At 71.5% G+C, this 20,574-nt stretch carries 13 protein-coding genes and 1 tRNA gene; 8 read left to right on the top strand and 6 right to left on the bottom strand.

Features of this window, described 5'->3' with window-relative positions; genetic code table 11:
• Positions 1–28: 28 nt before the first annotated feature.
• Positions 29–607 (top strand): TetR/AcrR family transcriptional regulator, encoded by a 579-nt coding sequence (locus tag ACWEOE_RS13975; protein ID WP_452008182.1) that lies wholly within the window; start codon positions 29–31, stop codon positions 605–607.
• 77 nt (positions 608–684) lie between these two features.
• On the opposite strand, the gene ACWEOE_RS13970 is transcribed toward ACWEOE_RS13975, so the two are convergent.
• The 5 genes from ACWEOE_RS13970 to ACWEOE_RS13950 all read right to left on the bottom strand — a co-directional run bounded on the left by ACWEOE_RS13970 (position 685) and on the right by ACWEOE_RS13950 (position 5,609).
• Positions 685–1,536: an alpha/beta fold hydrolase gene (locus tag ACWEOE_RS13970; RefSeq protein WP_452008179.1), complete on the bottom strand. Its 852-nt coding sequence runs from the start codon at positions 1,534–1,536 to the stop codon at positions 685–687.
• Positions 1,537–1,633: 97 nt separating this feature from the next.
• On the bottom strand, positions 1,634–2,401 hold the full coding sequence (locus tag ACWEOE_RS13965) for a hypothetical protein (RefSeq protein WP_452008176.1): 768 nt from the start codon (positions 2,399–2,401) through the stop codon (positions 1,634–1,636).
• A gap of 231 nt (positions 2,402–2,632) precedes the next feature.
• Positions 2,633–2,709 (bottom strand) — tRNA-Arg (locus ACWEOE_RS13960).
• A 1,151-nt stretch (positions 2,710–3,860) separates the two neighbouring features.
• Positions 3,861–4,370, bottom strand: a complete 510-nt coding sequence (locus tag ACWEOE_RS13955) for a peptidase inhibitor family I36 protein (protein WP_452008173.1) — start codon at positions 4,368–4,370, stop codon at positions 3,861–3,863.
• A 171-nt stretch (positions 4,371–4,541) separates the two neighbouring features.
• Positions 4,542–5,609 (bottom strand): LacI family DNA-binding transcriptional regulator, encoded by a 1,068-nt coding sequence (locus ACWEOE_RS13950; protein WP_452008170.1) that lies wholly within the window; start codon positions 5,607–5,609, stop codon positions 4,542–4,544.
• An 83-nt stretch (positions 5,610–5,692) separates the two neighbouring features.
• Here ACWEOE_RS13950 and ACWEOE_RS13945 point away from each other — a divergent pair, with 83 nt between their 5' ends.
• Positions 5,693–6,874 carry an MFS transporter gene (locus ACWEOE_RS13945; RefSeq protein ID WP_452008167.1) on the top strand — a complete coding sequence of 394 codons (1,182 nt, stop codon included), beginning with the start codon at positions 5,693–5,695 and terminating at the stop codon, positions 6,872–6,874.
• Here ACWEOE_RS13945 and ACWEOE_RS13940 read toward each other — a convergent pair.
• On the bottom strand, positions 6,848–7,486 hold the full coding sequence (locus tag ACWEOE_RS13940; RefSeq protein WP_452008164.1) for a histidine phosphatase family protein: 639 nt from the start codon (positions 7,484–7,486) through the stop codon (positions 6,848–6,850). The genes ACWEOE_RS13945 and ACWEOE_RS13940 overlap by 27 nt on opposite strands.
• Positions 7,487–7,643: 157 nt before the next feature.
• Between ACWEOE_RS13940 and ACWEOE_RS13935 the strand changes: the two genes are divergently transcribed.
• From ACWEOE_RS13935 to ACWEOE_RS13910, 6 genes are all read left to right on the top strand, one after another.
• Complete coding sequence (locus ACWEOE_RS13935; RefSeq protein WP_452008234.1) at positions 7,644–9,569, top strand: cytochrome c oxidase assembly protein; 1,926 nt, start codon at positions 7,644–7,646, stop codon at positions 9,567–9,569.
• Between the two features lie 100 nt (positions 9,570–9,669).
• Complete coding sequence (gene ettA / locus ACWEOE_RS13930) at positions 9,670–11,346, top strand: energy-dependent translational throttle protein EttA (RefSeq protein ID WP_452008161.1); 1,677 nt, start codon at positions 9,670–9,672, stop codon at positions 11,344–11,346.
• 15 nt (positions 11,347–11,361) lie between these two features.
• Positions 11,362–13,989 carry a hypothetical protein gene (locus tag ACWEOE_RS13925; protein WP_452008158.1) on the top strand — a complete coding sequence of 876 codons (2,628 nt, stop codon included), beginning with the start codon at positions 11,362–11,364 and terminating at the stop codon, positions 13,987–13,989.
• A 460-nt stretch (positions 13,990–14,449) separates the two neighbouring features.
• Positions 14,450–19,435, top strand: a complete 4,986-nt coding sequence (locus tag ACWEOE_RS13920; protein ID WP_452008155.1) for an NAD-glutamate dehydrogenase — start codon at positions 14,450–14,452, stop codon at positions 19,433–19,435.
• The gene (locus ACWEOE_RS13915; RefSeq protein ID WP_452008152.1) at positions 19,432–19,854 is read left to right on the top strand and encodes an acyl-CoA thioesterase; all 423 of its coding nucleotides are present in this window, start codon (positions 19,432–19,434) and stop codon (positions 19,852–19,854) included. Before ACWEOE_RS13920 ends, ACWEOE_RS13915 begins: the two co-directional genes overlap by 4 nt.
• Positions 19,847–20,488: a hypothetical protein gene (locus tag ACWEOE_RS13910; RefSeq protein WP_452008149.1), complete on the top strand. Its 642-nt coding sequence runs from the start codon at positions 19,847–19,849 to the stop codon at positions 20,486–20,488. Before ACWEOE_RS13915 ends, ACWEOE_RS13910 begins: the two co-directional genes overlap by 8 nt.
• The last annotated feature ends 86 nt before the right edge of the window (positions 20,489–20,574 follow it).

Genomic DNA, 20,574 nt, shown 5'->3' with positions numbered 1-20,574 from the left:
GGGATGAGGTTTACTCCGAGGAGGACGCATGGGACGCGTTTCGCGGGCCGAGGCCGATCGGCACCGCAGTGAGGTCGTGACGGCGGCCGCGCGGCTGTTCCGCGAGCGGGGCGTCGGCGGGGTCAGCGTGGCCGAGCTGATGGGTGAGGTCGGTCTGACGCAGGGCGGGTTCTACCGGCAGTTCGCGTCGAAGGAAGCGCTGGCCGGGGAGGCGGCGGCGGAGGCGTTCGAGCAGCTGGCGGCGGCGTTGCGGGCCATTCCCGACGCGCCGGTGGTCGAGCGGCGCGCGGAGATGGCGGCCGAGTACATGTCGCAGGCTTCGCGGGACGAGCCCGGTGTGGGGTGCCCCGCGACGGCGCTCGGCGGCGAGGCGGCGCGTGACGCGCAGGGGAGCCCGCTGCGCGAGTCGTACGCCGACGGGGTGCGCTCGTTCCTCGACGTGCTCGCGGAGTTCGACGGCGAGTCCGCGACGCGCGAAGACCACATGGCGACGCTGGCGACCCTCGTGGGCGGGCTGTACCTGGCCCGGGCGACGGCGGGGGATCCGTTGTCGGACGAGATCCTCGAGGCGGCGCGCAAGCGAGTGGTGGACACTTCGCACGCCTAGTCATCGGTCCTCAATGGACTTGTGCATGACGGAGGGCCGGCACCCGGTGGTGCCGGCCCTCCGTCGCGTGTGGACCCTCAGCCAAGGAAGGCGTTGACGTCACCGGCGAATTCGGTGGCGTAGTGGAACAGGAAGCCGTGGCCGGCGCCCGGGTAGATCTCCAGGCGGGCGTTGGGCAGGGCTTCGGCCAGCACCTGGGAGTTGGGAGTGGGGATCATGATGTCGTTGTCCCCGTTGGCCACGAGCACCGGCTGCGTGATGCCGGCCAGGCGCGCGACGCGGCTCGGGTCCGGGATGCCCCACGCGCTGATGGCGTCGAGCTGCGCGTCGCGGGTCGCCAGCGAGGTGCCTTCGTCACGGTCCTCGGTGCGCGTGAAGATGCGCTGCACGAACTCCCAGCCCTTCTCGACGCCGGTCGGGGTCTTGGCGAAAAACAGGTGCAGCAGGTGCTCGGCGGTCGGCTCGTCGGACGTGGCGGCGGTGGCGGTCTCGCCGGTCCAGCCGTGGAAGCCGAAGCCGCCTTCGTGGCTGGTGCCGGCGAGCACGATCCGGTGCACCAGCAGGGGGCGGATGAGGGTGAGCTCCTGCGCGACGAACCCGCCGAGCGAGAACCCCAGCAGGTCGACGTCGGTGAGGCCGAGGGCGTCGATGAAGGCGAGCGCGTCGTGCGCCATGGCCGTGACGGTGCGCGGGGTGGCCCCCGAGCTGCCCCCGACGCCCGTGTTGTCGAACGGGATCACCTCACGCTCGGCGGCGATCGCGTCGATCAGCCGCGGGTCCCAGTTGTCGAGGTTGCCGCGGAAGTGCTGCAGGAACACGAGCGGGCGGATGTCGCGCTCGGTGTTGCCGAAGCGACGGTAGGCGTAGGTGACGCCGTTGGCGGCATCGATCTTGAGGTTCGGCGCGGTCAGCTGGTTGGTCTGGGACATCTGCGTGACTCCTCGGGTGGGCCGGTCTCTTTATTTAGATTATTACCCTCATCTATTTAGGAGTGTTAGATGACGTGCATCACCTAACTCGCCCGGCTCAGACCAGGGGGTCGAGGCGCAGCACGGTCGTGGGCTGGCCAGGGGGTTGGATCGCGGCGCTTCGCTGGGCCTTCAGGGCTTGTCCCGCTTCCTCGCCGTGCACTGGCTGGACGCGCCGGACCGTGTCCCGCCCCTCCGGCCCGTCGCGCTCCACTCGGCAGTACCCGGCGGCCAGGAGGTTGCGGATCCAGCCGCGGCCGTCCGGCGCGCAGGCATAGTGGTTGCCGCCCAGCCGTGTCACGTTCAGCACCACCGGCCGCGCCTCCCCGGACCGCCGGCCGACGACGTCGACGACCCTGAGCACCGGCACCCCGTCCAAGTAGGGTTCGACCGCCGCTGCCCGCACCTGCTCGACGTCCACTCCACGTCTCCCCTCGGTTTCGTCACTCGACGATACGGTTCGCCTACCGTCGGGTGTCAGCCAGCGTCCGAAGTGGACTGTCCGGTGGCTGTCCCGTCGTTCGGGCTGATCGGCGAAGTCGAACGCGAGCTGAACCTCAGGGGGCTTCCGGCGTTTGCGCGGTGTGCCGGCGACCGGGAACGGTGTGGGCGCGGTTTCACCGTGCTGCCGCGGGTGATCCGCGAGGTAGCGCAGCTTGAGCAGGTGCCGCCGCACGAGCCCGGCGCGGCGCGCCTCGGCGAACATCGGCCGCGCCGCCTGGTTCCCGGCCCGCCTGCGGTGCCGCGATTCGTTCTGGTCCACGGAGTCCTCGGGTTGGGGTGGCCGCCGTTCGTTGTGGCTGCGCGTGATCGTCCGGTCGCGCATTTCGCCGTGGCGTCAGGAGATAACAAGCGTGTCTCAAGTGGAACTCGGGGCGCCGCCGTTGGCCCATTCGGCCGCTGCGCACTCCGGCGTCCGGTGGTGCGGCCCGATCGGCGCTCGGCCGGGGCCTCTTCGGGCCGTCCACAGTGGGCGCACACCGTGCCCACTGGTGCGACGACGATTCCCGGCTTCGGCGGATGCCGCGCGCTCTTGGGCGCGCGGCATTTCCGCTGGTGGTGCCCCCGGCAGGACTCGAACCTGCGACCTAGAGATTAGAAGGCTCTTGCTCTATCCAGCTGAGCTACGAGGGCCCGGGTCGACGACGGTTGCCGATCTCCAGCACCGGCAGCTTAGTCGTCGCCATCCTCTCGATCGTTCGACACCGTCGAATCGTTTCAGGTCTCGTTGGCCGGATTCTCCGGCCGCCACGCTCCCGGCTCGACCTCGCGCGGGTGATCTTGGTCTTCAGCGCCGGGGAGGCGTGTGGGGGTGTTCACCAGGGGTTCATCCGGTGCCCGGCGCGTTCCCGGGCAGGTTGCTGGTCCACGACATCCCGCTCGAACGGGTGGGATCACCACGGGGGTGGGTTCGGTGGTCAGGTGGGTCGGGGTGGGGGGTGCATCGGGGGTCCTCCGGGGTTCGTCGAGAGGGACTTCGGCCAGGGGTGATGGAGGGTCTTGTGGTGCGGAACTCGGGCGCTCGTTCGGAGGGGCGGGGACACCGGTGGGGACCGGGGGGAATGGCCCCGTGGGCGCGCTCGACACGGGGAAGGTGGCGCGCCCACGGGGGTGGGGCCGCTCGGGGGCGGCCCCGGGGGCCGGTGATCGGCTGGGCGGCGCGGTGGGGGCCGCGGGATGACCGATCAGGGGCCCCGGTCGAGGGGTCCATGGGTTGGTTGGCTCCGGGGCCGGGTCGGGCTCCGGAACGCACGGGCGGTGGGTCGGCAGCTCGGTCCGACCCCGCGGCGCGTGGTGAAGTGGATGGAGCAGCGAGCGCAGCTGGAGGTCGGATGGATCCGGGTGCCGAGCGGACGGCGGTCCGGTAGAGCCCCCATCGTTGATTGGCTTGGGCTCACACGGCCGGTGGAGTTGGTCGGCTTGGCGAGGCCGGCTGCCGAGTGATCACGGTCAGCGCGTTGATGGGCCAGGCCAGGGCCCGCGGGTGGGCGGGGGTGCAGGGACGCAGGTGGAGGGACGGTGGGGCCTGCCCGGCGGCAGGGGGTCGCGGCGTCCGGTCCCGGCGGTGCGCCGAAGCCCGGAGCCGAGTGCATCGGAGAGAAGCGAGTGCCTGCACCGCGATGACCGGACTGATGCGCCAGCCGGCGCGGTGGGCGGGGTCACGCGTCATGTGCTGCAGTCGGAGAGGCGGTGGGGACCGGCCGGCCGCCGGGCAGCAGGGAGCCGTGGCGACCGGGCCGGGGGCGGAGAGGACTGCGGGTCCCGGCTACCTGGGTGCGGAGCGATCAGTTCCAGATTTTGATCGCCCGCACCACGAACGGGGACTGCGGAACGTAAGTGCCGCCACCCGGGTAGGTGGTGAAGTCTCCCTCGGTCGTGCATTCTTCGCTTTGGTAGATGGTGACGTCGCGGGTCAGGCGGTTGACGAAGGAATGCCCTTCGAATCCCTCGGGCAGGGGAATGCAATCCTCCGGGTTGGCGGTGCGGAGGTCGTAGTGCTGGGTGGTGCCCGAGTAGGTGTCGGCGGTCCAGAGGCACAGTTCGCCGACGGTGCACGCCGGGTCTGAAGCTGCGCGTGAAGCGGGGGCGGCAGAGACAGCGGCAGAGGCAGGGACAGCGCCAGCAGCAGGGACAGCAGCTGGCGAGGCCGAGGCCAGGCCCGAGCCCGCAAGCAAGCCGGCCGTGGCCAGGAGCAGGACGCGGGGCAGGCGGGAAGGCAGGCCGGGGCGACGAAGAGGCGTCGCGGGCCAAGCGCCGGGGAATGTGGGCAGTTTCGGAAGCAGGCGGCGGAACATCGTGGGAACTCCCCCCTCGTGGCGATCCCCGAATCGGGAGCGCCGTGGAATGTGTGTTTCCACGATGGCGCGCGAAGCCGGGTTTGTCTGCCCGCATTCCTACGTCTGTGGACAAGTAGTGTTTCGTCGCCCGATCAGGACGAGTTGTCCACAGATCGGTGAACGGTATTGCTAAACGGCGGCCGTGCTGTTTCGGCGGACCAGGGACACCGGCAGCACGACCGGAGGTGGCGGGGCCGAGCCGGAAAGCAGGCTCAGCACGAGTTCGCCGGCGGTGCGGCCCTTGCCGGCCAGGTCCTGGCGGACGGTGGTGAGCGGGGGCTCCGCCCAGGCGGCCTGGGGGGTGTCGTCGAAGCCGACCACCGAGACGTCGTCGGGCACGCGCAGGCCGAGCCGGCGCGCGGCGGCGACGGCGGCCAGCGCGAGCTGGTCGGACATGCACAGCACGGCGGTGGGGCGCGGTGAGGAACCGAGCAGCTCCAACGCGCTCGCGCGGGCCGTGTCGGCCGAGAGCCACGGGGCTTCGGCCACGGCGATGTCGGTGACGCCCGCCGCCCGAAGAGTCGACAAGTAGCCCGCCAGGCGTTCGCGGGTGCCGTGGAACGAGCTCGCGAGGGCGGAGTCCAGACCCGAGGGCCCTTCGAGAGACGCCCGGGGCGCAGACAGGATCGCGAAGCGGCGGTGGCCCAGGTCGAGCAGGTGCCGGGCGGCCAGGGCGGCGCCGCCGCGGTCGTCGCAGCCGACGCGGGCCGTGGTGGGCAGGAGGGGCTGGTCGATGACCACCAGGGGCAGGCCGCGGGCGCGCACGGTCTCCAGCGCGGGGCTGGCGTCGGCGAGGGAGTAGGCGACGGCGATGTCCGCCTGGGCCGCCAGCACGCGTTCGGACGGTGGGCCGCCGTGGGCGTCGCCGCCGGGCAGGAGCAACAGGGCATGGCCGGCGGGCTCGACGGCCTTCGCGAGCGCGTCGAGCGTGATCGACAATGCCGGATCCGAAAACGCCGCCGACAGCGACGCGTCGAGCAGGAACGCGATGGCCCCCGTGCGGCTGGTCGCCAGGCTGCGCGCGGTGGGGTTCGGCCCCGGGTAACCGAGGTCCTTGGCCGCGCGCAGCACCTGTTCCCGCAGCTGCGCGGACAGCTGGTCCGGCCGGTTGTAGGCGTTCGAGACGGTCGCCCGCGACACCCCCACCGCCGAGGCGACGTCGTCCAGCGTCGGCCGCCGGCGCCGGGTGCTCGTCATCGGCGGAGCATAGCGCGACCTTGACCCTCTGAAGCGCTTAAGTCATTCTGGGCCAAGGAGTCCCCGCACGAAGGAGTGGACGCATGCGCGATCGGACGGCGGTGTTCGCGGTCTTCGCGCTCAACGGGGCGGCCCTCGGTTCGTGGGCTCCGCGCACGCCCGCCATCGCCGCGCACGTGCACGCGGTCCCCGGGGTGTTCGGGCTCGCGTTGCTGGGCGCGAGCGTCGGGATGCTCTGCGCCGCACCGGTTTCCGGGCGGATCACCGAACGCGTGGGTGCCCGCGCGGCCGTCGCGGGCAGCACCGTGGTGGCCGCCGTCGCGCTGGCGCTGGTCGGGTTCGCGCCGAACGTGCCGCTGCTCGCCGGCGCGCTGTTCGTGCTCGGCGCGGGCGTCGGGGCACTCGACGTCGCCATGAACATCGCCGGCGTGGCCGTGGAACGGCGCACGGGCCGCGCCGTGATGCCGACGCTGCACGCCGGGTTCAGCTTCGGCGCGCTCGCCGGGTCGCTGCTCGCCGGGCTGGCCGCGGGCCACGACTGGTCGCCCGCGCGGCACCTGTCCGTGGCGGCGGTGGCGGCGCTGGTCGTGCTCGCCGTGGTGCTCAAGGCGGTGCCGGGCGACCGGCCGCCGAAGGAGACGACGCAGCCGGAACGCGGGAAGGCGCCGATCCGCCGGCCCGCGCTGTGGCTGCTGGCGGCCGTCGCGTTGTGCTCGGCCATTGCCGAAGGAGCGAGCTCCGACTGGTCGGCGCTGCTCATGGTCACCGCCCACGGCGTCGGCCAGGGCGCCGCGGCGCTGGCGTACTCCGGGTTCTCCCTCGCCATGGCGCTGGCCCGGCTGGGCGGCGCCTGGAGCCAGGAACGCTTCGGCGCCACGCGGTCCTTGGTCGTCGGCGCGGGCGTTGCCGCGATCGGGCTGGTCGCCACCGCGGTGTTCGTGCCGGCCGCCACCGCGTACGTCGGCTTCGCGCTGGCCGGCGCCGGGCTCGCGGCCGCCTTCCCGCTCGCGCTCAGCCTGGCCGGCAGCGCCGGCAAACGGGCCGACGGCGGTGGCGGCGAACGCGAGCTGGCGTTCGTGAGCACCGTCGCCTACTCGGGTTTCCTGGCGGGCCCGCCGATGATCGGGGGCATCGCGCAGGCGACGTCCTACTCGGTGTCGTTCGTGGTGGTCGGCCTCATCGCGGCGCTGATCGTGCCCGCCGCCCTCGTCGCGGCCCGCGCGCGCCGGCGCGAGGAGTCAGCCCTGGGTCTGCCCGTCCGGTGACTCGCGCCACTGGCCGAACGGCCTGTCGAGCGACCACTTGTCCCCGTCGTGCTCCAGCACGCGGTGCTCGCACGTGGCCAGGTTCTGCAGGGACTCGAACAGGTCGACGCTCCACCCGAACAGCCGCCGGCACAGCAGCCGCAACGTGAGGCCGTGCGACACGATCAGCACGCACCGGGGGTGAGTTCCGCCACTGTGCAGCAGCTCACCGAGGAAACCGGCCACGCGGTCGTCCACGTCGGCGCCCGATTCGCCGAACGGCAGCCGGTAGTAGAAATGTCCGAACTCGTGCCGGCGCTGCCGCTGGATCTCCTGGTCCTGCGGATCCTGCAGGTTGCCCCAGTCCTGTTCGCGCAGCCGCGGTTCCTGCACGACGCGGTCGCAGTCGCTTTCGATGTCCAGCAGCTGCAGCGTCTCGCGAGTACGCAGGTAGGGGCTCACGAACACGGCCGGACGTTCGTCGCGCAGCAGCTCCTTGATCACCGGTCCCGTGGCGGTGGCCTCGGCGCGTCCCGCCTCCGTGAGGGGGATCGCGTGGTCGGGAATCCGCGTGTAGGCGAGTTGGTCGACGCTCCCGAGGGACTGGGCGTGACGCAGCAGGATGATCCGCACGAAGCCATCATGCCCCGTGCGCACCCCCGTGCCGCGGGAAACGGGACCGGCCTAGTCTCGAACGGTGAGCACGGAACCAGTGACGAAACCCGAACCGGCGGCGCGGCGCAGGACCAGTGTGCTGCCGCTGCTCTCGGTCGGCGTCGTGCTCGCCGCGATGGTCGCGGTCGGGCTCGTGGCTCTCACCGGCGGCGCGGGGTCCTTGATCACCGGGCTGCCCGATCCCGGGCTCGTCACGCGGTACGGCATCACCGCGGTCCGCGTGATCGCCGAAGCCGCGTCCGTGGTCTGCGTCGGGGCCCTGCTGCTGGCCGCGTTCCTCGTGCCGCCCCAGAAGTCCGGCACGCTCGCGCCCGAGGGCTACGCCGCCGTGCGCGCGGCCGGCATCGCCGCGTGGGTCTGGTTCGCCACCTCGCTGCTGTCGGTGGCGTTCACCGCGGCCGACGGCGCCGGCAAGCCGTTCCTGGAAGTCCTTTCGCCCCAGACGCTGCTGGACCTCGTCGACGCGATCGAGCAGCCGAAGGCCTGGCTCTGGACCGCGCTGATCGCGGTGCTGCTCGCGCTCGGCTGCCGGCTGGTGCTCACGTGGGGCTGGACGACCGTGCTGTTCTTCGGCTCCGTCGCGGGCCTGGTCCCGGTCGCCGTGACCGGGCACTCCGCGAGCGGCGGCTCCCACGACATGGCCACCAACAGCCTGCTGTTCCACCTCGTCGCAGCCGCGGTGTGGGTGGGCGGGCTCATCGCCGTGCTCGCGCTCGGCTGGCGGCGCGGCGCGCACCTGTCGCTGGCCGCGCAGCGGTTTTCCAAGCTGGCACTGGTCTGCTGGATCGTGATGGCGATCTCCGGTGTGGTCAACGCGCTGGTGCGCATCAACCTCGGCGACCTGCTGACCACCGACTACGGACTGCTCGTGGTCGCGAAGGTCGTGGCGCTGCTGCTGCTCGGCGTGTTCGGTCACCAGCAGCGGCAACGCGGGGTGCGCGACCTCGTCGACGGCAAGGGCGGCAGCCAGCTGCTGCGGCTGGCGGCCGTCGAGGTGCTGATCATGTTCGTCACCCTCGGCATCGCGTCGGGCCTCGCCCGCACGCCCCCACCGGCCGACGCGGTCACGCAGCCCTCGACCACCGAGCTGCTGATCGGCTACAACCTCGACGGCGCGCCCACGTTCTGGCGCCTGCTCACCGACTGGCGCTTCGACCTGGTCTACGGCACCGCCGCGATCGTGCTGGCCGGCCTCTACCTCGCCGGCGTGCGGCGGCTGCGCAAGCGCGGCGACACGTGGCCCACCGGCCGGATCGTCGCGTGGCTCGCCGGCTGCCTGGTGCTCCTGCTCGCCACGTCGTCGGGCATCGGCCGGTACTCACCGGCGATGTTCAGCGTGCACATGGGCACGCACATGCTGCTGTCGATGGTCGTGCCCGTGCTGCTGGTCCTGGGCGGGCCCGTGACGCTCGCGCTGCGCGCCCTGCCGACCGCCGGTGCCGGCGCGCCGCCCGGGCCGCGTGAGTGGCTCCTGGCGGCCGTGCACTCGCCCGTGTCGCGGTTCCTGACGCACCCGATCGTCGCGCTGCTGCTGTTCGTCGGCTCCTTCTACGCGCTGTACTTCTCCGGCCTGTTCGACGCCGCGCTGAACTACCACTGGGCGCACCTGGCGATGAACGCCCACTTCCTGCTCGCCGGCTACGTCTTCTACTGGCCGGTGATCGGCGTCGACCCGGCGCCGCGCAAGATCCCGCCGGTGGGCCGGCTCGGGATGATGTTCGCGGCCATGCCGTTCCACGCCTTCTTCGGCGTGATCCTGATGAACATGCAGTACGTGATCGGCCAGGAGTTCTACCAGTCGCTGCGGCTGCCCTTCGTCGGCGACCTGCTCACCGACCAGCGCCTCGGCGGCGGCATCGCGTGGGCCGCGGGTGAGGTGCCCGTGCTGCTGGTTCTGGTCGCGCTGCTGGTGCAGTGGGCGCGCGCCGACGAGCGCGAAGCCAAGCGGAAGGACCGCCGCGAGGAGAACACCGGCGGCGAGGAACTGGCCGCCTACAACGCGATGCTCAAGAACCTCGCCGACGGCAAACGGGCGGAATGACCGGGGAGATGGTGTCGTCCGCGTGATGTGGGCATGACCGTCGGTAGCGCGGTGGTGACCGCCGTCAGGGCGCGGATCGGGCCACTCTACGATCGATGACATGGCCGAGTTCATCTACACCATGAAGAAGGTGCGCAAGACCGTCGGGGACAAGGTCATCCTCGACGACGTCAGCACCGCGTTCTACCCCGGCGCCAAGATCGGCGTGGTGGGGCCGAACGGTGCCGGTAAGTCCACCGTTCTCAAGATCATGGCGGGGATCGAGCAGGCCAGCAACGGCGAGGCGTTCCTGCAGCCGGGTGCCACCGTCGGCATCCTCATGCAGGAGCCGGAGCTGGACGAGACGAAGACCGTCCGCCAGAACGTCGAGGAAGGCCTCGGCGAGACCAAGCAGAAGCTCGACCGCTACAACGAGATCGCCGAGCTCATGGCGACCGACTACAGCGACGAGCTCATGGAGGAGATGGGCCAGCTCCAGGAGGACCTCGACCACGCCGACGCGTGGGAGCTCGACTCCACGGTCGAGCAGGCCATGGACGCCCTGCGCTGCCCGCCGCCGGACGAGCCCGTGACCCACCTCTCCGGTGGTGAGCGCCGTCGCGTCGCGCTGTGCAAGCTGTTGCTGTCCGCGCCCGACCTGCTGCTGCTCGACGAGCCCACCAACCACCTGGACGCCGAAAGCGTGCTGTGGCTGGAGCAGTTCCTCTCGAAGTACGCCGGCGCCGTGCTGGCCGTGACCCACGACCGGTACTTCCTCGACAACGTGGCCGAGTGGATCATGGAGCTCGACCGCGGCCGTGTCGTCGGCTACGAGGGCAACTACTCCACGTACCTGGAGAAGAAGCGCGAGCGCCTCGAGGTCCAGGGCAAGAAGGACGCGAAGCTCGCCAAGCGCCTCAAGACCGAGCTCGAGTGGGTGCGCTCCAACGCCAAGGCCCGCCAGACCAAGTCGCGCTCGCGCCTCGACCGCTACGAGGAAATGGCGGCGGAGGCGGACAAGCACCGCAAGCTCGACTTCGAGGAGATCCAGATCCCGCCGGGCCCGCGCCTGGGCAGCGTGGTCGTGGAGGTCGAGAAGCTGAGCAAGGGCTTCGACGGCCGCGTGCTCATCGACGGGTTGTCGTTCGACCTGCCGCGCAACGGCATCGTCGGCGTGATCGGACCCAACGGCGTCGGCAAGACCACGCTGTTCAAGACCATCGTCGGGCTCGAGGAGCCGGACGGCGGCAAGGTCAAGATCGGCGAGACGGTCAAGCTGTCCTATGTGGACCAGAACCGCGCCGGCATCGACCCGAAGAAGACGGTGTGGGAGGTCGTTTCGGACAAGCTCGACTACATCCACGTCGGGCAGACCGAAATGCCTTCGCGCGCGTACGTGAGCGCGTTCGGCTTCAAGGGACCGGACCAGCAGAAGCCCGCGGGCGTGCTCTCCGGCGGTGAGCGCAACCGGCTGAACCTGGCGATGACGCTCAAGCAGGGTGGAAACCTGATCCTGCTGGACGAGCCGACCAACGACCTGGACGTGGAAACGCTGGGCTCGCTGGAGAACGCGCTCGAGCAGTTCCCCGGGTGCGCCGTGGTCATCTCCCACGACCGGTGGTTCCTCGACCGGGTCGCCACGCACATCCTGGCCTGGGAAGGCACCGACGAGAACCCGGCGCAGTGGTTCTGGTTCGAGGGCAACTTCGAGGGCTACGAGAAGAACAAGGTCGAGCGCCTCGGCGCCGAAGCGGCGCGGCCGCACCGGGTCACCCACCGCAAGCTGACCCGCGACTGACGCCCGGGGGCCGGAGTGGAAGCCAGCAGGCACAATCGGTCGAGCTCGCCCGCACCCGCGGGCGGGCGGCTCGCTGCTGCCGGCGGGGCGACCCTCTCCGACCTCGGGCGGCTGATCGAGCGGGCGGACGCGCTGCACCTGCGGGCGCCCGAGCTCGCTCTGGTGCTCGGTGAGCGCGCGGCCGCGCTCGCCGAGACCGCGGGCGCGGAGGAGCAGTGGATCCGCGCCGAAAGCCTTGTGGTCGCGGCGCGGGTGCGCCTCGGCGGTCGCACGTCGACCGTCGGGCGCGCCGTCGCCGCGCTGCGGGCCGCGGAGCACGCGGGCTACACCGACATGGCCGCGCGGTTGCGGATCGACCTGGCCGTGTGCGCGCGCAGCCTCGGCACGCCGCTGACCGGGCTGGCGGCGCTGCGGCCCGTGCTGTCCGAGCCGGCGGTGTCGGCCGTGCACCGCGCGGAAGCGTTGTGCCACTTGGTGGGCTGCCTCGCGCAGTTCGGCCGCAAGCCGGAGCTCGACCGCGTGCTCGTGGAGGCCGACAAGCTGGTGGTGGCCGACGAGTCGCTCGACGCCGACACCCGCCTGCTCGTGCGCGCGCTGCTGCGCAACGGGGCCGCCGCGCACCGGCGCCGCCACGGTGACCTCACCGCGGCCGCCGATGCCGCCCGTACCGGCCTCGGGTTCCTCGAAAGGCTGGACAAACCCGGCGACGACGGCGGTCTCGTGCGCGTGCGGCTCGTGCTGCAGCTCGTGAGCACACTGCTCGACCGCGGCGACACCGACATGGCGTACGACATCGCCGAACCCATGCTCAACGAGCCCGTGCGCGCGGCGGGCGTCGCGCCGACGGCGTGGCTGCGGTTGGCCGTGGCCACGCGCGTGCACCTGCCGGCGGGCGCCGGCGACGCGGCGGCCGAGCTCGTGCGTGAAGCCGTGGCGAGCACCGACCGCCACGGGCTTTCCGCCGTCACCGCGCGGCTGTGGCTCGAGCTCTCGCAGATCGAGGAACGCTTCGGCAGCGCGGAAGAAGCCATCGCCTGCCTGCACCGATCGCGCGCGGCCGAGCACGTGCACTCGCGAGCGCGCCGCCAGGCCTGCGGGCTGCTCGCCGGCGAGTTCGGCGCGGACACGGTGGCGCCGCTGGACCTCGACGACGTGATCGCCCGGTCGGCGCCGCAGGGCGGACGTCCGGTGCCGATGGCCGTCGAGCCGCCGGTGCGCGACGTCGAGACGACGGCGCTCATCCAGGCCATCGCGGCGGAACCGCCCGCCGCCGAATCGGCGCCGGTGGCCAAGCCGGTCGTCGCCAAACCCGCTGTCGCCAAACCCGCTGTCGCCAAACCCGCTGTCGCCAAACCCGCTGTCGCCAAACCCGCTGTCGCCAAACCCGCTGTCGCCAAATCCGCCGTGGCCAGGCCGGCCGCGGCGAAGCAGCGGACCGAAGAGCGGCCCCGGGTGGCAGCCCCGCCGACGCCCGCCCCGCCGGCGGAGACGACGTACGTGCGCGCGGCCGGGCCCGTGCCCGCGAAACCCGTTCGCAAGCCCGAGAAGCCCGGGCCGAAGACGCCCACGTGGTCGTTCGGGCGAGCAGAGGCGGAGTCGGAGGCCGAGCGCACCTCGGTGATCCCCGTGATCCGCGACGAGCCGCAACCCGAGCCCGAACGCGTGCAGCCTCCGACCGAGCAGGTCGCCCGCTTCACGTTGTCCGCGCCGCGCGCCGAGGCGCCGGAACGGCCGCGCGTCGCCGAGCCGGCCAAGCGCCCGGTGAACGGGTCGCACAGCACCCCCGTTCGCCCGGCGCCCGCGGAGACGGGCCGCCGAGCGGCTCCCGAGCTGCCCGAGGCGAAGCTGCCCGGGTGGGTCAAGCCGTTCAAAAAACCGGCCGCGCCGAAGCCGGAGCCCGTCGCCGAGGTCGTGCGCGAAGAGCCGCAGCCGGTGGGCGAAGAGCTGCCCCGGCTGGCGCTGCCGGACCTCTCGGACATCCTGCCCGAGCTGCCGATGGCCCCCGCGCCCGCCGACGAACCCGCCGCGCCGCTGTGGGAGAGCGACGAGTGGGCCCGCGAAGAACGCGCCCGACGCGACGAGACCGCTCGCGGCCGCAAGACCCGGCACGACGCGGAACACGGGTCCGTGGCCGCCCGGTCCGTGCTCGATCGGCTGGGGATCTCCGCCGGTGGCGGGGGCGGCCGGCGCCGAGCGGACGAGGCGCGCGAAGAAGCCGTGTACGAGGAGACCTCCCGTACGGCGGAACCCGAGCCGGTCTCCGACGTCGTGGACCCGCCCTGGAAGCGTGAAACCCCTGACCTGGCCCCGGCTCCGCGGGCGGAGGAGGTGGCGGGAGAAGCCGTGGATCCGTGGCTGCCGCGGCTGCGGATGCCGCCGGCGCTCGACCCGCTCGAGGACTTCGACTCGTGGACGCCGACGTCGCAGCCGTTCCCGGAGAGCTACGCCCGCGCCATCGCGGAAGACGAGCCGCCGCCGGACGCCGGGCTGGCCGAGTTGCTGGCCCGCGCGCTCGCCGAACACCAGGCGGGCACCGCGAGCGCCGCGGCTCTGGTGAAGCGGCTGGGTCCCGAAGAGGACGACGAGAAGCGCCGTCCGGTCAACGGGCACGCGTCGGTGGAGCGCAAGCGCAACGGCGACTGACGTCCCCGCCCGGGCCACGAGCACCTTTGCGGCACCACGAAAACGGCGTTTGGGCGCCGTCGCTTCGGGGTACCCGGGCAGCGGTGTCGCCCGTCCGGGCGGTTTCGGTGTGGTGATCCTCGCAGTGACGTGAGGCAACCTTTTCCGGTTTGACCGCCCGGCTCCCCGCGGCCTCCGGCCGACTGAACCGATCACGAAACCGATCGGGCCTTTCCGGCCCGTGGCACGCGGCGGCGCGGCGCGCCCGGTGCCAAGGGATTCGCCGGTCGCGGCGGCTGCTCGGCGCCCCCGCAGCTGAACCGATCAATGCCGGGAAACCCCCAGTCCCATAAGGTAAATTTAAGTCTGGACAACTCCTGGTCTTTGTCACGGGCGCGGCGGGGTCGGATTACTGTGTGGGGTGTCCGGCACGTTGTGGTGACGGACGCGTCTCGATCTCGAAACTGGAGAGTTGTCTCACATGAGCTCGACGGGAGTCTCGTCCCCGCCCGGAACAGATGTCGGCGCCGAGGTCGGCGCGGTGCGCCGTTCGGCCAGCCCGGAACAGCTCCGGGATGAGCTGATCGCCGCCGCCGCCGCGCTGGCCCCCGAGATCGGCGACCTGATCCGCTTGTACTACCGCCACATCCCCGCCGAGGAGATCGTCGGCGACGACCCCGTGGCACTCGTCGGCGCGGTGCGTTCGCACCTGCAGCTGGCGAAGCAGCGCATGCCGGGACGCCCCGCGGTCCGCCTCCTGAACCCCACCGCGACGCAGGACGGCTGGACCCGCGAGGCCACCGTCGTGCAGGTCGTCACCGACGACATGCCCTACCTCGTCGACAGCGTCGCGGCCGAGTTCGCGCGCGACGGTGTGCAGGTGCACCGCATCGTGCACCCGATCGTCGTGGTCAGCCGCGACGTCACCGGCGAGCTGATCGGCCTGCACGAGGACGCCGACCCGGCCGACCCGCCGCCGATGTCCGCGGCGGAATCGTGGATGTACCTCGAAATCGACCTCGTCACGGACCCGAACCGCGCCCGTGAGCTGGACAACCGGCTCGCCTCGGTGCTCGGCGACGTGCGCGAGGTCGTCGAGGACGCCGACAAGATGGCGCAGACCGCCGTGTCGGTCGCGGGCTCGCTGGAGCAGAACCCGCCCAAGCTGCCCGACCCGGCTCAGATCGAAGAGGGCGCCCGGCTGCTGCGGTGGCTCGCCGACGGCCACTTCACCTTCCTCGGCTACCGCCGCTACGAGCTGGTCGAGAACCCGCACCCCGACTCCGACGAGCCGGCGCTGCGCGCGGTCCTCGCCTCGGGGCTGGGCGTGCTGCGCCAGGACAGCCTCGCGGCCCGCAGCCTCACCGCGGGCCCGGACGACTACGCCAGCGCGCTGTCGCCGACCCTGCTCGTGCTCACGCAGGCGAGCGCGCCGAGCACCGTGCACCGGCCGGTGTACCCGTACTACGTCGGCGTGAAGACGTTCGACGACGCGGGCAACGTGACCGGCGAGCACCGCTTCCTCGGCATGTTCACCACCACCGCGCTGCACGAGAACGTGCTCGACATCCCGGTGGTGTGCAAGCGCGTGCGCGAGGTGATCCACCGCGCCGGCTTCCCGATGGAGTCGTTCTCCGGCCAGCGGATGCTGGAGGTGCTGCAGAACTGGCCGCGCGCCGACCTGTTCTCCGCCGACACGGATTCGCTCTACGCCACCACGACCGGCGCGATCACGCTGTCGGACCGCCGCCGGCTGCGGCTGTTCCTGCGCCGCGACCCGTACGGCCGCTTCTACTCCTGCCTCGTGTACCTCCCGCGCGACCGCTACACCACGCGCTCGCGGCTGGCGATGCAGAAGGTGCTGCTGGAGGAGCTGGAAGGCACGCAGCTCGAATACAGCGCGCGCATCGGCGAGACCGTGCTCGCGCAGGTGCACTTCATCGTGCACACCGACCCGGCCCACCGGATCGACCCGGACACGCTGCGGATCCAGGAACGGCTCAACACCGTCGTGCGCAGCTGGGACGACCGCATGGTCGAGGCGATCCTCGGCGAGCGCCGCGAGCGCGCGGGCGACGGCCAGCCGGTGGGCGTGATGGGCGAGGAGTCCGCCGTCGACCAGGGCCAGCGCTTCGCCGCGGTGTTCCCCGAGGGCTACAAGGAGGACTTCACCGCCGACGAGGCGCTCGCCGACCTGCGCAAGCTCGACACGCTGGCCGACGAGGGCGACCTCGCGCTGTCGTTCTACCTGCCCGCCGACGCCGAGCCGGGTGAGCGGCGCTTCAAGCTCTACCTGCGCGGCGAGGGCGTCACGCTGTCGAAGGTCCTGCCGGTGCTGCAGGCCATGGGCGTGGAGGTCGTCGACGAGCGGCCCTACGAGCTGTTCCGCGAGGACGGCGGCGCCAGCTGGATCTACGACTTCGGCCTGCGCATCTCGCCGGAGTACCTCGACGAGACGAGCACCGCGGCGCTCGACGAGCTGCGCGAACGCTTCCAGGACGCCTTCCACGCCGCGTGGCGGGGCGAGGCGGAGGTCGACGGCTTCAACGGTCTCGTGCTGCGTGCCGGCCTCACCTGGCGCCAGGCCGCCGTGCTGCGTGCGTACTCGCGTTACCTGCAGCAGGCCCGCAGCCCGTTTTCCCAGGCCTACATCCAGAACACGGTGCTCAAGCACACCGAGGTGGCCAAGCGGCTGCTGACGCTGTTCGAGACGCGCTGCGACCCGCAACTGTCCGATGTGGACCGCGAGACGCGCGAGGAGTCGCTCGTCGGCGAGATCACCGCGATGATCGACGAGGTCACGAGCCTCGACGAGGACCGCATCCTGCGCCGCCTCATGGCCGTGATCAACGCGACGCTGCGCACCAACTACCACGTGACCGACGCCGACGGCGTGACCCGGCCGTACCTCGCGATCAAGCTCGACCCGAGCGGGGTGCCGGAGCTGCCGGAGCCGCGCCCGAAGTTCGAGATCTTCGTGTACTCGCCGCGGGTGGAAGGTGTGCACCTGCGCTTCGGCGAGGTCGCGCGCGGTGGCCTGCGCTGGTCGGACCGGCAGGAGGACTTCCGCACGGAGGTGCTCGGCCTGGTCAAGGCGCAGGCGGTGAAGAACGCCGTGATCGTGCCCGTCGGCGCGAAGGGCGGCTTCGTGGTGAAGCGCCCGCCGGTCCCCACGGGCGACGTGAGCCTCGACCGCGACGCGCAGCTGACCGAGGGCATCGCGTGCTACCGCATGTTCATCTCGGGCCTGCTCGACCTCACCGACAACCGCGTCGAGGGCAAGACCGTGCCCGCGCCGGGTGTGGTGCGCCACGACGCCGACGACAGCTACCTCGTCGTCGCGGCTGACAAGGGCACCGCGAAGTTCTCCGACATCGCCAACGAAGTCTCGGCGCAGTACGGGTTCTGGCTCGGTGACGCGTTCGCTTCGGGTGGCTCGGTCGGCTACGACCACAAGGCCATGGGCATCACCGCCAAGGGCGCGTGGGAGAGCGTGAAGCGCCACTTCCGCGAGCTGGGCACCGACACCCAGACCGAGGACTTCACCGTCGTCGGCATCGGCGACATGATGGGCGACGTCTTCGGCAACGGCATGCTGCTGAGCGAGCACATCCGGCTCGTGGCCGCGTTCAACCACATGCACGTGTTCCTCGACCCGAACCCCGACGCCGCGGCGACCTTCCCCGAGCGGCGCCGGCTGTTCGACCTGCCGCGCAGCTCGTGGGACGACTACGACCGCTCGCTCATCAGCGAGGGCGGCGGCATCTACCCGCGCTCGGCCAAGACGATCCCGATCAGCCCCCAGGTGCGCCAGGCGCTCGGCATCGCCGAAGGCGTCACGCACCTGCCGCCGATGGAGCTCATCCAGGCCATCCTGCTGGCGCCGGTGGAGCTGCTGTGGAACGGCGGCATCGGCACGTACGTCAAGGCGGAGACCGAGAACCACGGCGACGCGGGCGACAAGGCCAACGACGCGATCCGCGTCAACGGCAACCAGCTGCGCGTGAAGGTGGTTGGCGAAGGCGGCAACCTGGGCCTGACCCAGCTCGGGCGCATCGAGTTCGCCCGCGCGGGCGGCAAGATCAACACCGACGCGCTCGACAACTCCGCCGGCGTCGACTGCTCCGACCACGAGGTCAACATCAAGATCCTGCTCGACCACCTCGTGGCGAGCGGGAACCTCGAGCACACGCGGCGCAACTCGCTGCTGGAGGAGATGACCGACGAGGTCTCCGATCTGGTGCTGGCCGACAACTACCGGCAGAACGCGGTGCTGGGCGTGAGCCGGGCCCACGCCGGGCCGATGGTGTCGGTGCACGCGCGGCAGGTGTCGTCACTCGTGGCGAAGGGCGCCTTCGACCGCGAGCTGGAGGCGCTGCCGAGCTCGTCGGAGTTCCGGGCGCTGGAGAAGGCGGGCGAAGGCCTGTCTTCGCCGGAGCTGGCGACGCTGCTGGCCCACGTGAAGCTCGACCTCAAGGACGAGCTGCTGGCCAGCGAGCTGGTCGACTCCGAGGTGTTCACGCGCCGGCTGCCCGAGTACTTCCCGAAGCCGCTGCGCGAGCAGTTCACCGACGCGATCTCGCAGCACCCGCTGCGCCGCCAGATCATCACCACGCTCGTGACCAACGAGCTGGTCGACGGTGGCGGCATCTCGTTCGTCTTCCGCCTCATGGAGGAGATGAACGCGACGGCCACCGACGCGGTGCGCGCGTACGCCGTGGTCACGCAGGTCTACGACCTGCCGAAGCTGTGGGCCGAGATCGACGCGCTCGACAACGTGGTGCCCACCGCGGTCGCCGATGCGATGGTGCTGGAGACCCGCCGGCTGCTCGACCGCGCCGCCCGTTGGTTCCTCACCAACCGGCCGCAGCCGCTCGCGCCGCTGGCCGAGATCAACCGGTTCGGCCCGGTCGTCGCGGAGCTCGGCCCGAAGCTGGGCGAGCTGCTGCGCGGCCGCGAGCTGGAGTCGGTGGAGGAGCAGGCGGGCAAGCTGGTCGCCGACGGCGTGCCGGCCGATCTCGCGCGCCGCGTGGCGCTGCTGCTGCACAGCTACGGCCTGCTCGACGTCGTCGAGGTCACCGAGCTGGCCGAGCAGCAGGTGGGGCTCGACGCGATGCACAGCCCGGCCGACACCGCCGAGCTGTACTACGCGCTGTCCGACCACCTGGCCATCGACAAGATGCTCACCGAGATCAGCGCACTGGAACGCGGCAACCGCTGGCACGCCCTGGCCCGGCTCTCGCTGCGTGACGACGTGTACGGTTCGCTTCGCGCCATCACGCTCGACGCGCTGCGCCACAGCGATCAGGACGTGGCGGCCGACGCGCAGATCGCGCAGTGGGAGAAGACCAACGCGTCGCGGCTGGCGCGGGCCCGCGTGGCGCTCGACGAGATCACCCGCTCCGGGCGGCTCGACCTCGCGACGCTGTCCGTGGCCGCGCGTCAGATCAGGAGCACGGTGCGTTGACCTACGTTTCGCACGTCCGGCCGCGGTGGTCGGACATGGACGTCTACGGGCACGTGAACCACGCGAACATGGTGACGCTGCTCGAAGAAGCGCGGATCCCGGTGCTGTTCGGCGACGCGGTGAAAGCCGGGCTCACCGAGCTGCCCAAGGGTGTGGTCGTGGTGAAGCTCGGCGTGCACTACCGCGCGCCGATCGTCGTCACGCCCGAGACGTCCGTGCGGGTCGAGATCACCCTCACCGAGATCAAGGCGGCCACCGTCACGCTGGCCTACGTCGTGCACACCGGGTCCGAGGCCTCGGACCCGGTGGCGGCGACGGCCGAGACGGTGCTGGCGCCGTACGACACCGTGAAGCTGCGGCCGCGGCGGCTCACCGCCGAGGAGTCGGAGTTCCTCAAGAAGGTGTTCGCCGATGCCTGAGCTGCGTGTCCCCGACGCCGCCGACCGGGAGACGCTGGGCGCGTTCGTCGCGCGTGCGGTGCGGTTGGACGGCAACACGGTGGTGCGGCTGCGCAACCGGCCGGACGCGGGCGGTGTCGTGGAAGCGTGGACGACCACGCCGTTCGAGGTCCTCGCCACCCGCGCGGTGGCGGGGACCGTCACCCCGGCCGACATCACCGTGTCGGGCAACGAGCTGCTCGCGGCCCTCACGGTCGCGGGTGGCGAGGTCATGGACCCGGGGCCGGCCCGCGACCTGCTCTGGCACGCCGAGCTGCCCGCGCCGGGGCGCTGGCAGCTCGTGGACGACCTGCCGGTGGGCGTGGTGTCCGACCTCGCCGACCGCGGCGTCACCCTGGCCCGGGACAACGTGGGCCCGCACGGCACGCCGCCCGCGTCGCTGATGGACCAGGCCGTGCTCACGGTGACCGGTGGGGAGCTCGAGGTGAAGGTGCAGCTGCGCTGTCTGTTCGCCTTGTCCGGAATGGGGTTGTTCGACTCGTCGATCGACGGTGACGTGGTGCGGGTGACCGCCACCGATTCGTGGCTCCGGTTGGATGCCCGATATGGCGCGGTTCTGAGGAGAAGGCACGCACTGTTGCCCCTTCTCTTCTGATCTCTGCCCGATTCCGGGGTGGGTGTGGTGCTCGGCGGTGCTGATGGTCAATGTGAAACCATGATCGTTAGCATCGCTAATTATTT

The sequence above is a fragment of the Amycolatopsis sp. NPDC004368 genome, from assembly GCF_053602515.1.
This window is presented reverse-complemented; position numbering and strand designations above follow the sequence as displayed.

Excerpts from the sequence above, each read along its gene's own strand:
- ACWEOE_RS13945 (WP_452008167.1), top strand. The coding sequence starts at position 5,693 with ATGCGCGATCGGACGGCGGTGTTCGCGGTCTTCGCGCTCAACGGGGCG.
- ACWEOE_RS13950 (WP_452008170.1), bottom strand. The coding sequence starts at position 5,609 with ATGACGAGCACCCGGCGCCGGCGGCCGACGCTGGACGACGTCGCCTCG.
- ACWEOE_RS13975 (WP_452008182.1), top strand. The coding sequence starts at position 29 with ATGGGACGCGTTTCGCGGGCCGAGGCCGATCGGCACCGCAGTGAGGTC.
- ACWEOE_RS13955 (WP_452008173.1), bottom strand. The coding sequence starts at position 4,370 with ATGTTCCGCCGCCTGCTTCCGAAACTGCCCACATTCCCCGGCGCTTGG.
- ACWEOE_RS13910 (WP_452008149.1), top strand. The coding sequence starts at position 19,847 with ATGCCTGAGCTGCGTGTCCCCGACGCCGCCGACCGGGAGACGCTGGGC.
- ACWEOE_RS13965 (WP_452008176.1), bottom strand. The coding sequence starts at position 2,401 with ATGCGCGACCGGACGATCACGCGCAGCCACAACGAACGGCGGCCACCC.
- ACWEOE_RS13935 (WP_452008234.1), top strand. The coding sequence starts at position 7,644 with ATGGTCGCGGTCGGGCTCGTGGCTCTCACCGGCGGCGCGGGGTCCTTG.
- ACWEOE_RS13970 (WP_452008179.1), bottom strand. The coding sequence starts at position 1,536 with ATGTCCCAGACCAACCAGCTGACCGCGCCGAACCTCAAGATCGATGCC.
- ACWEOE_RS13920 (WP_452008155.1), top strand. The coding sequence starts at position 14,450 with ATGAGCTCGACGGGAGTCTCGTCCCCGCCCGGAACAGATGTCGGCGCC.
- ettA (WP_452008161.1), top strand. The coding sequence starts at position 9,670 with ATGGCCGAGTTCATCTACACCATGAAGAAGGTGCGCAAGACCGTCGGG.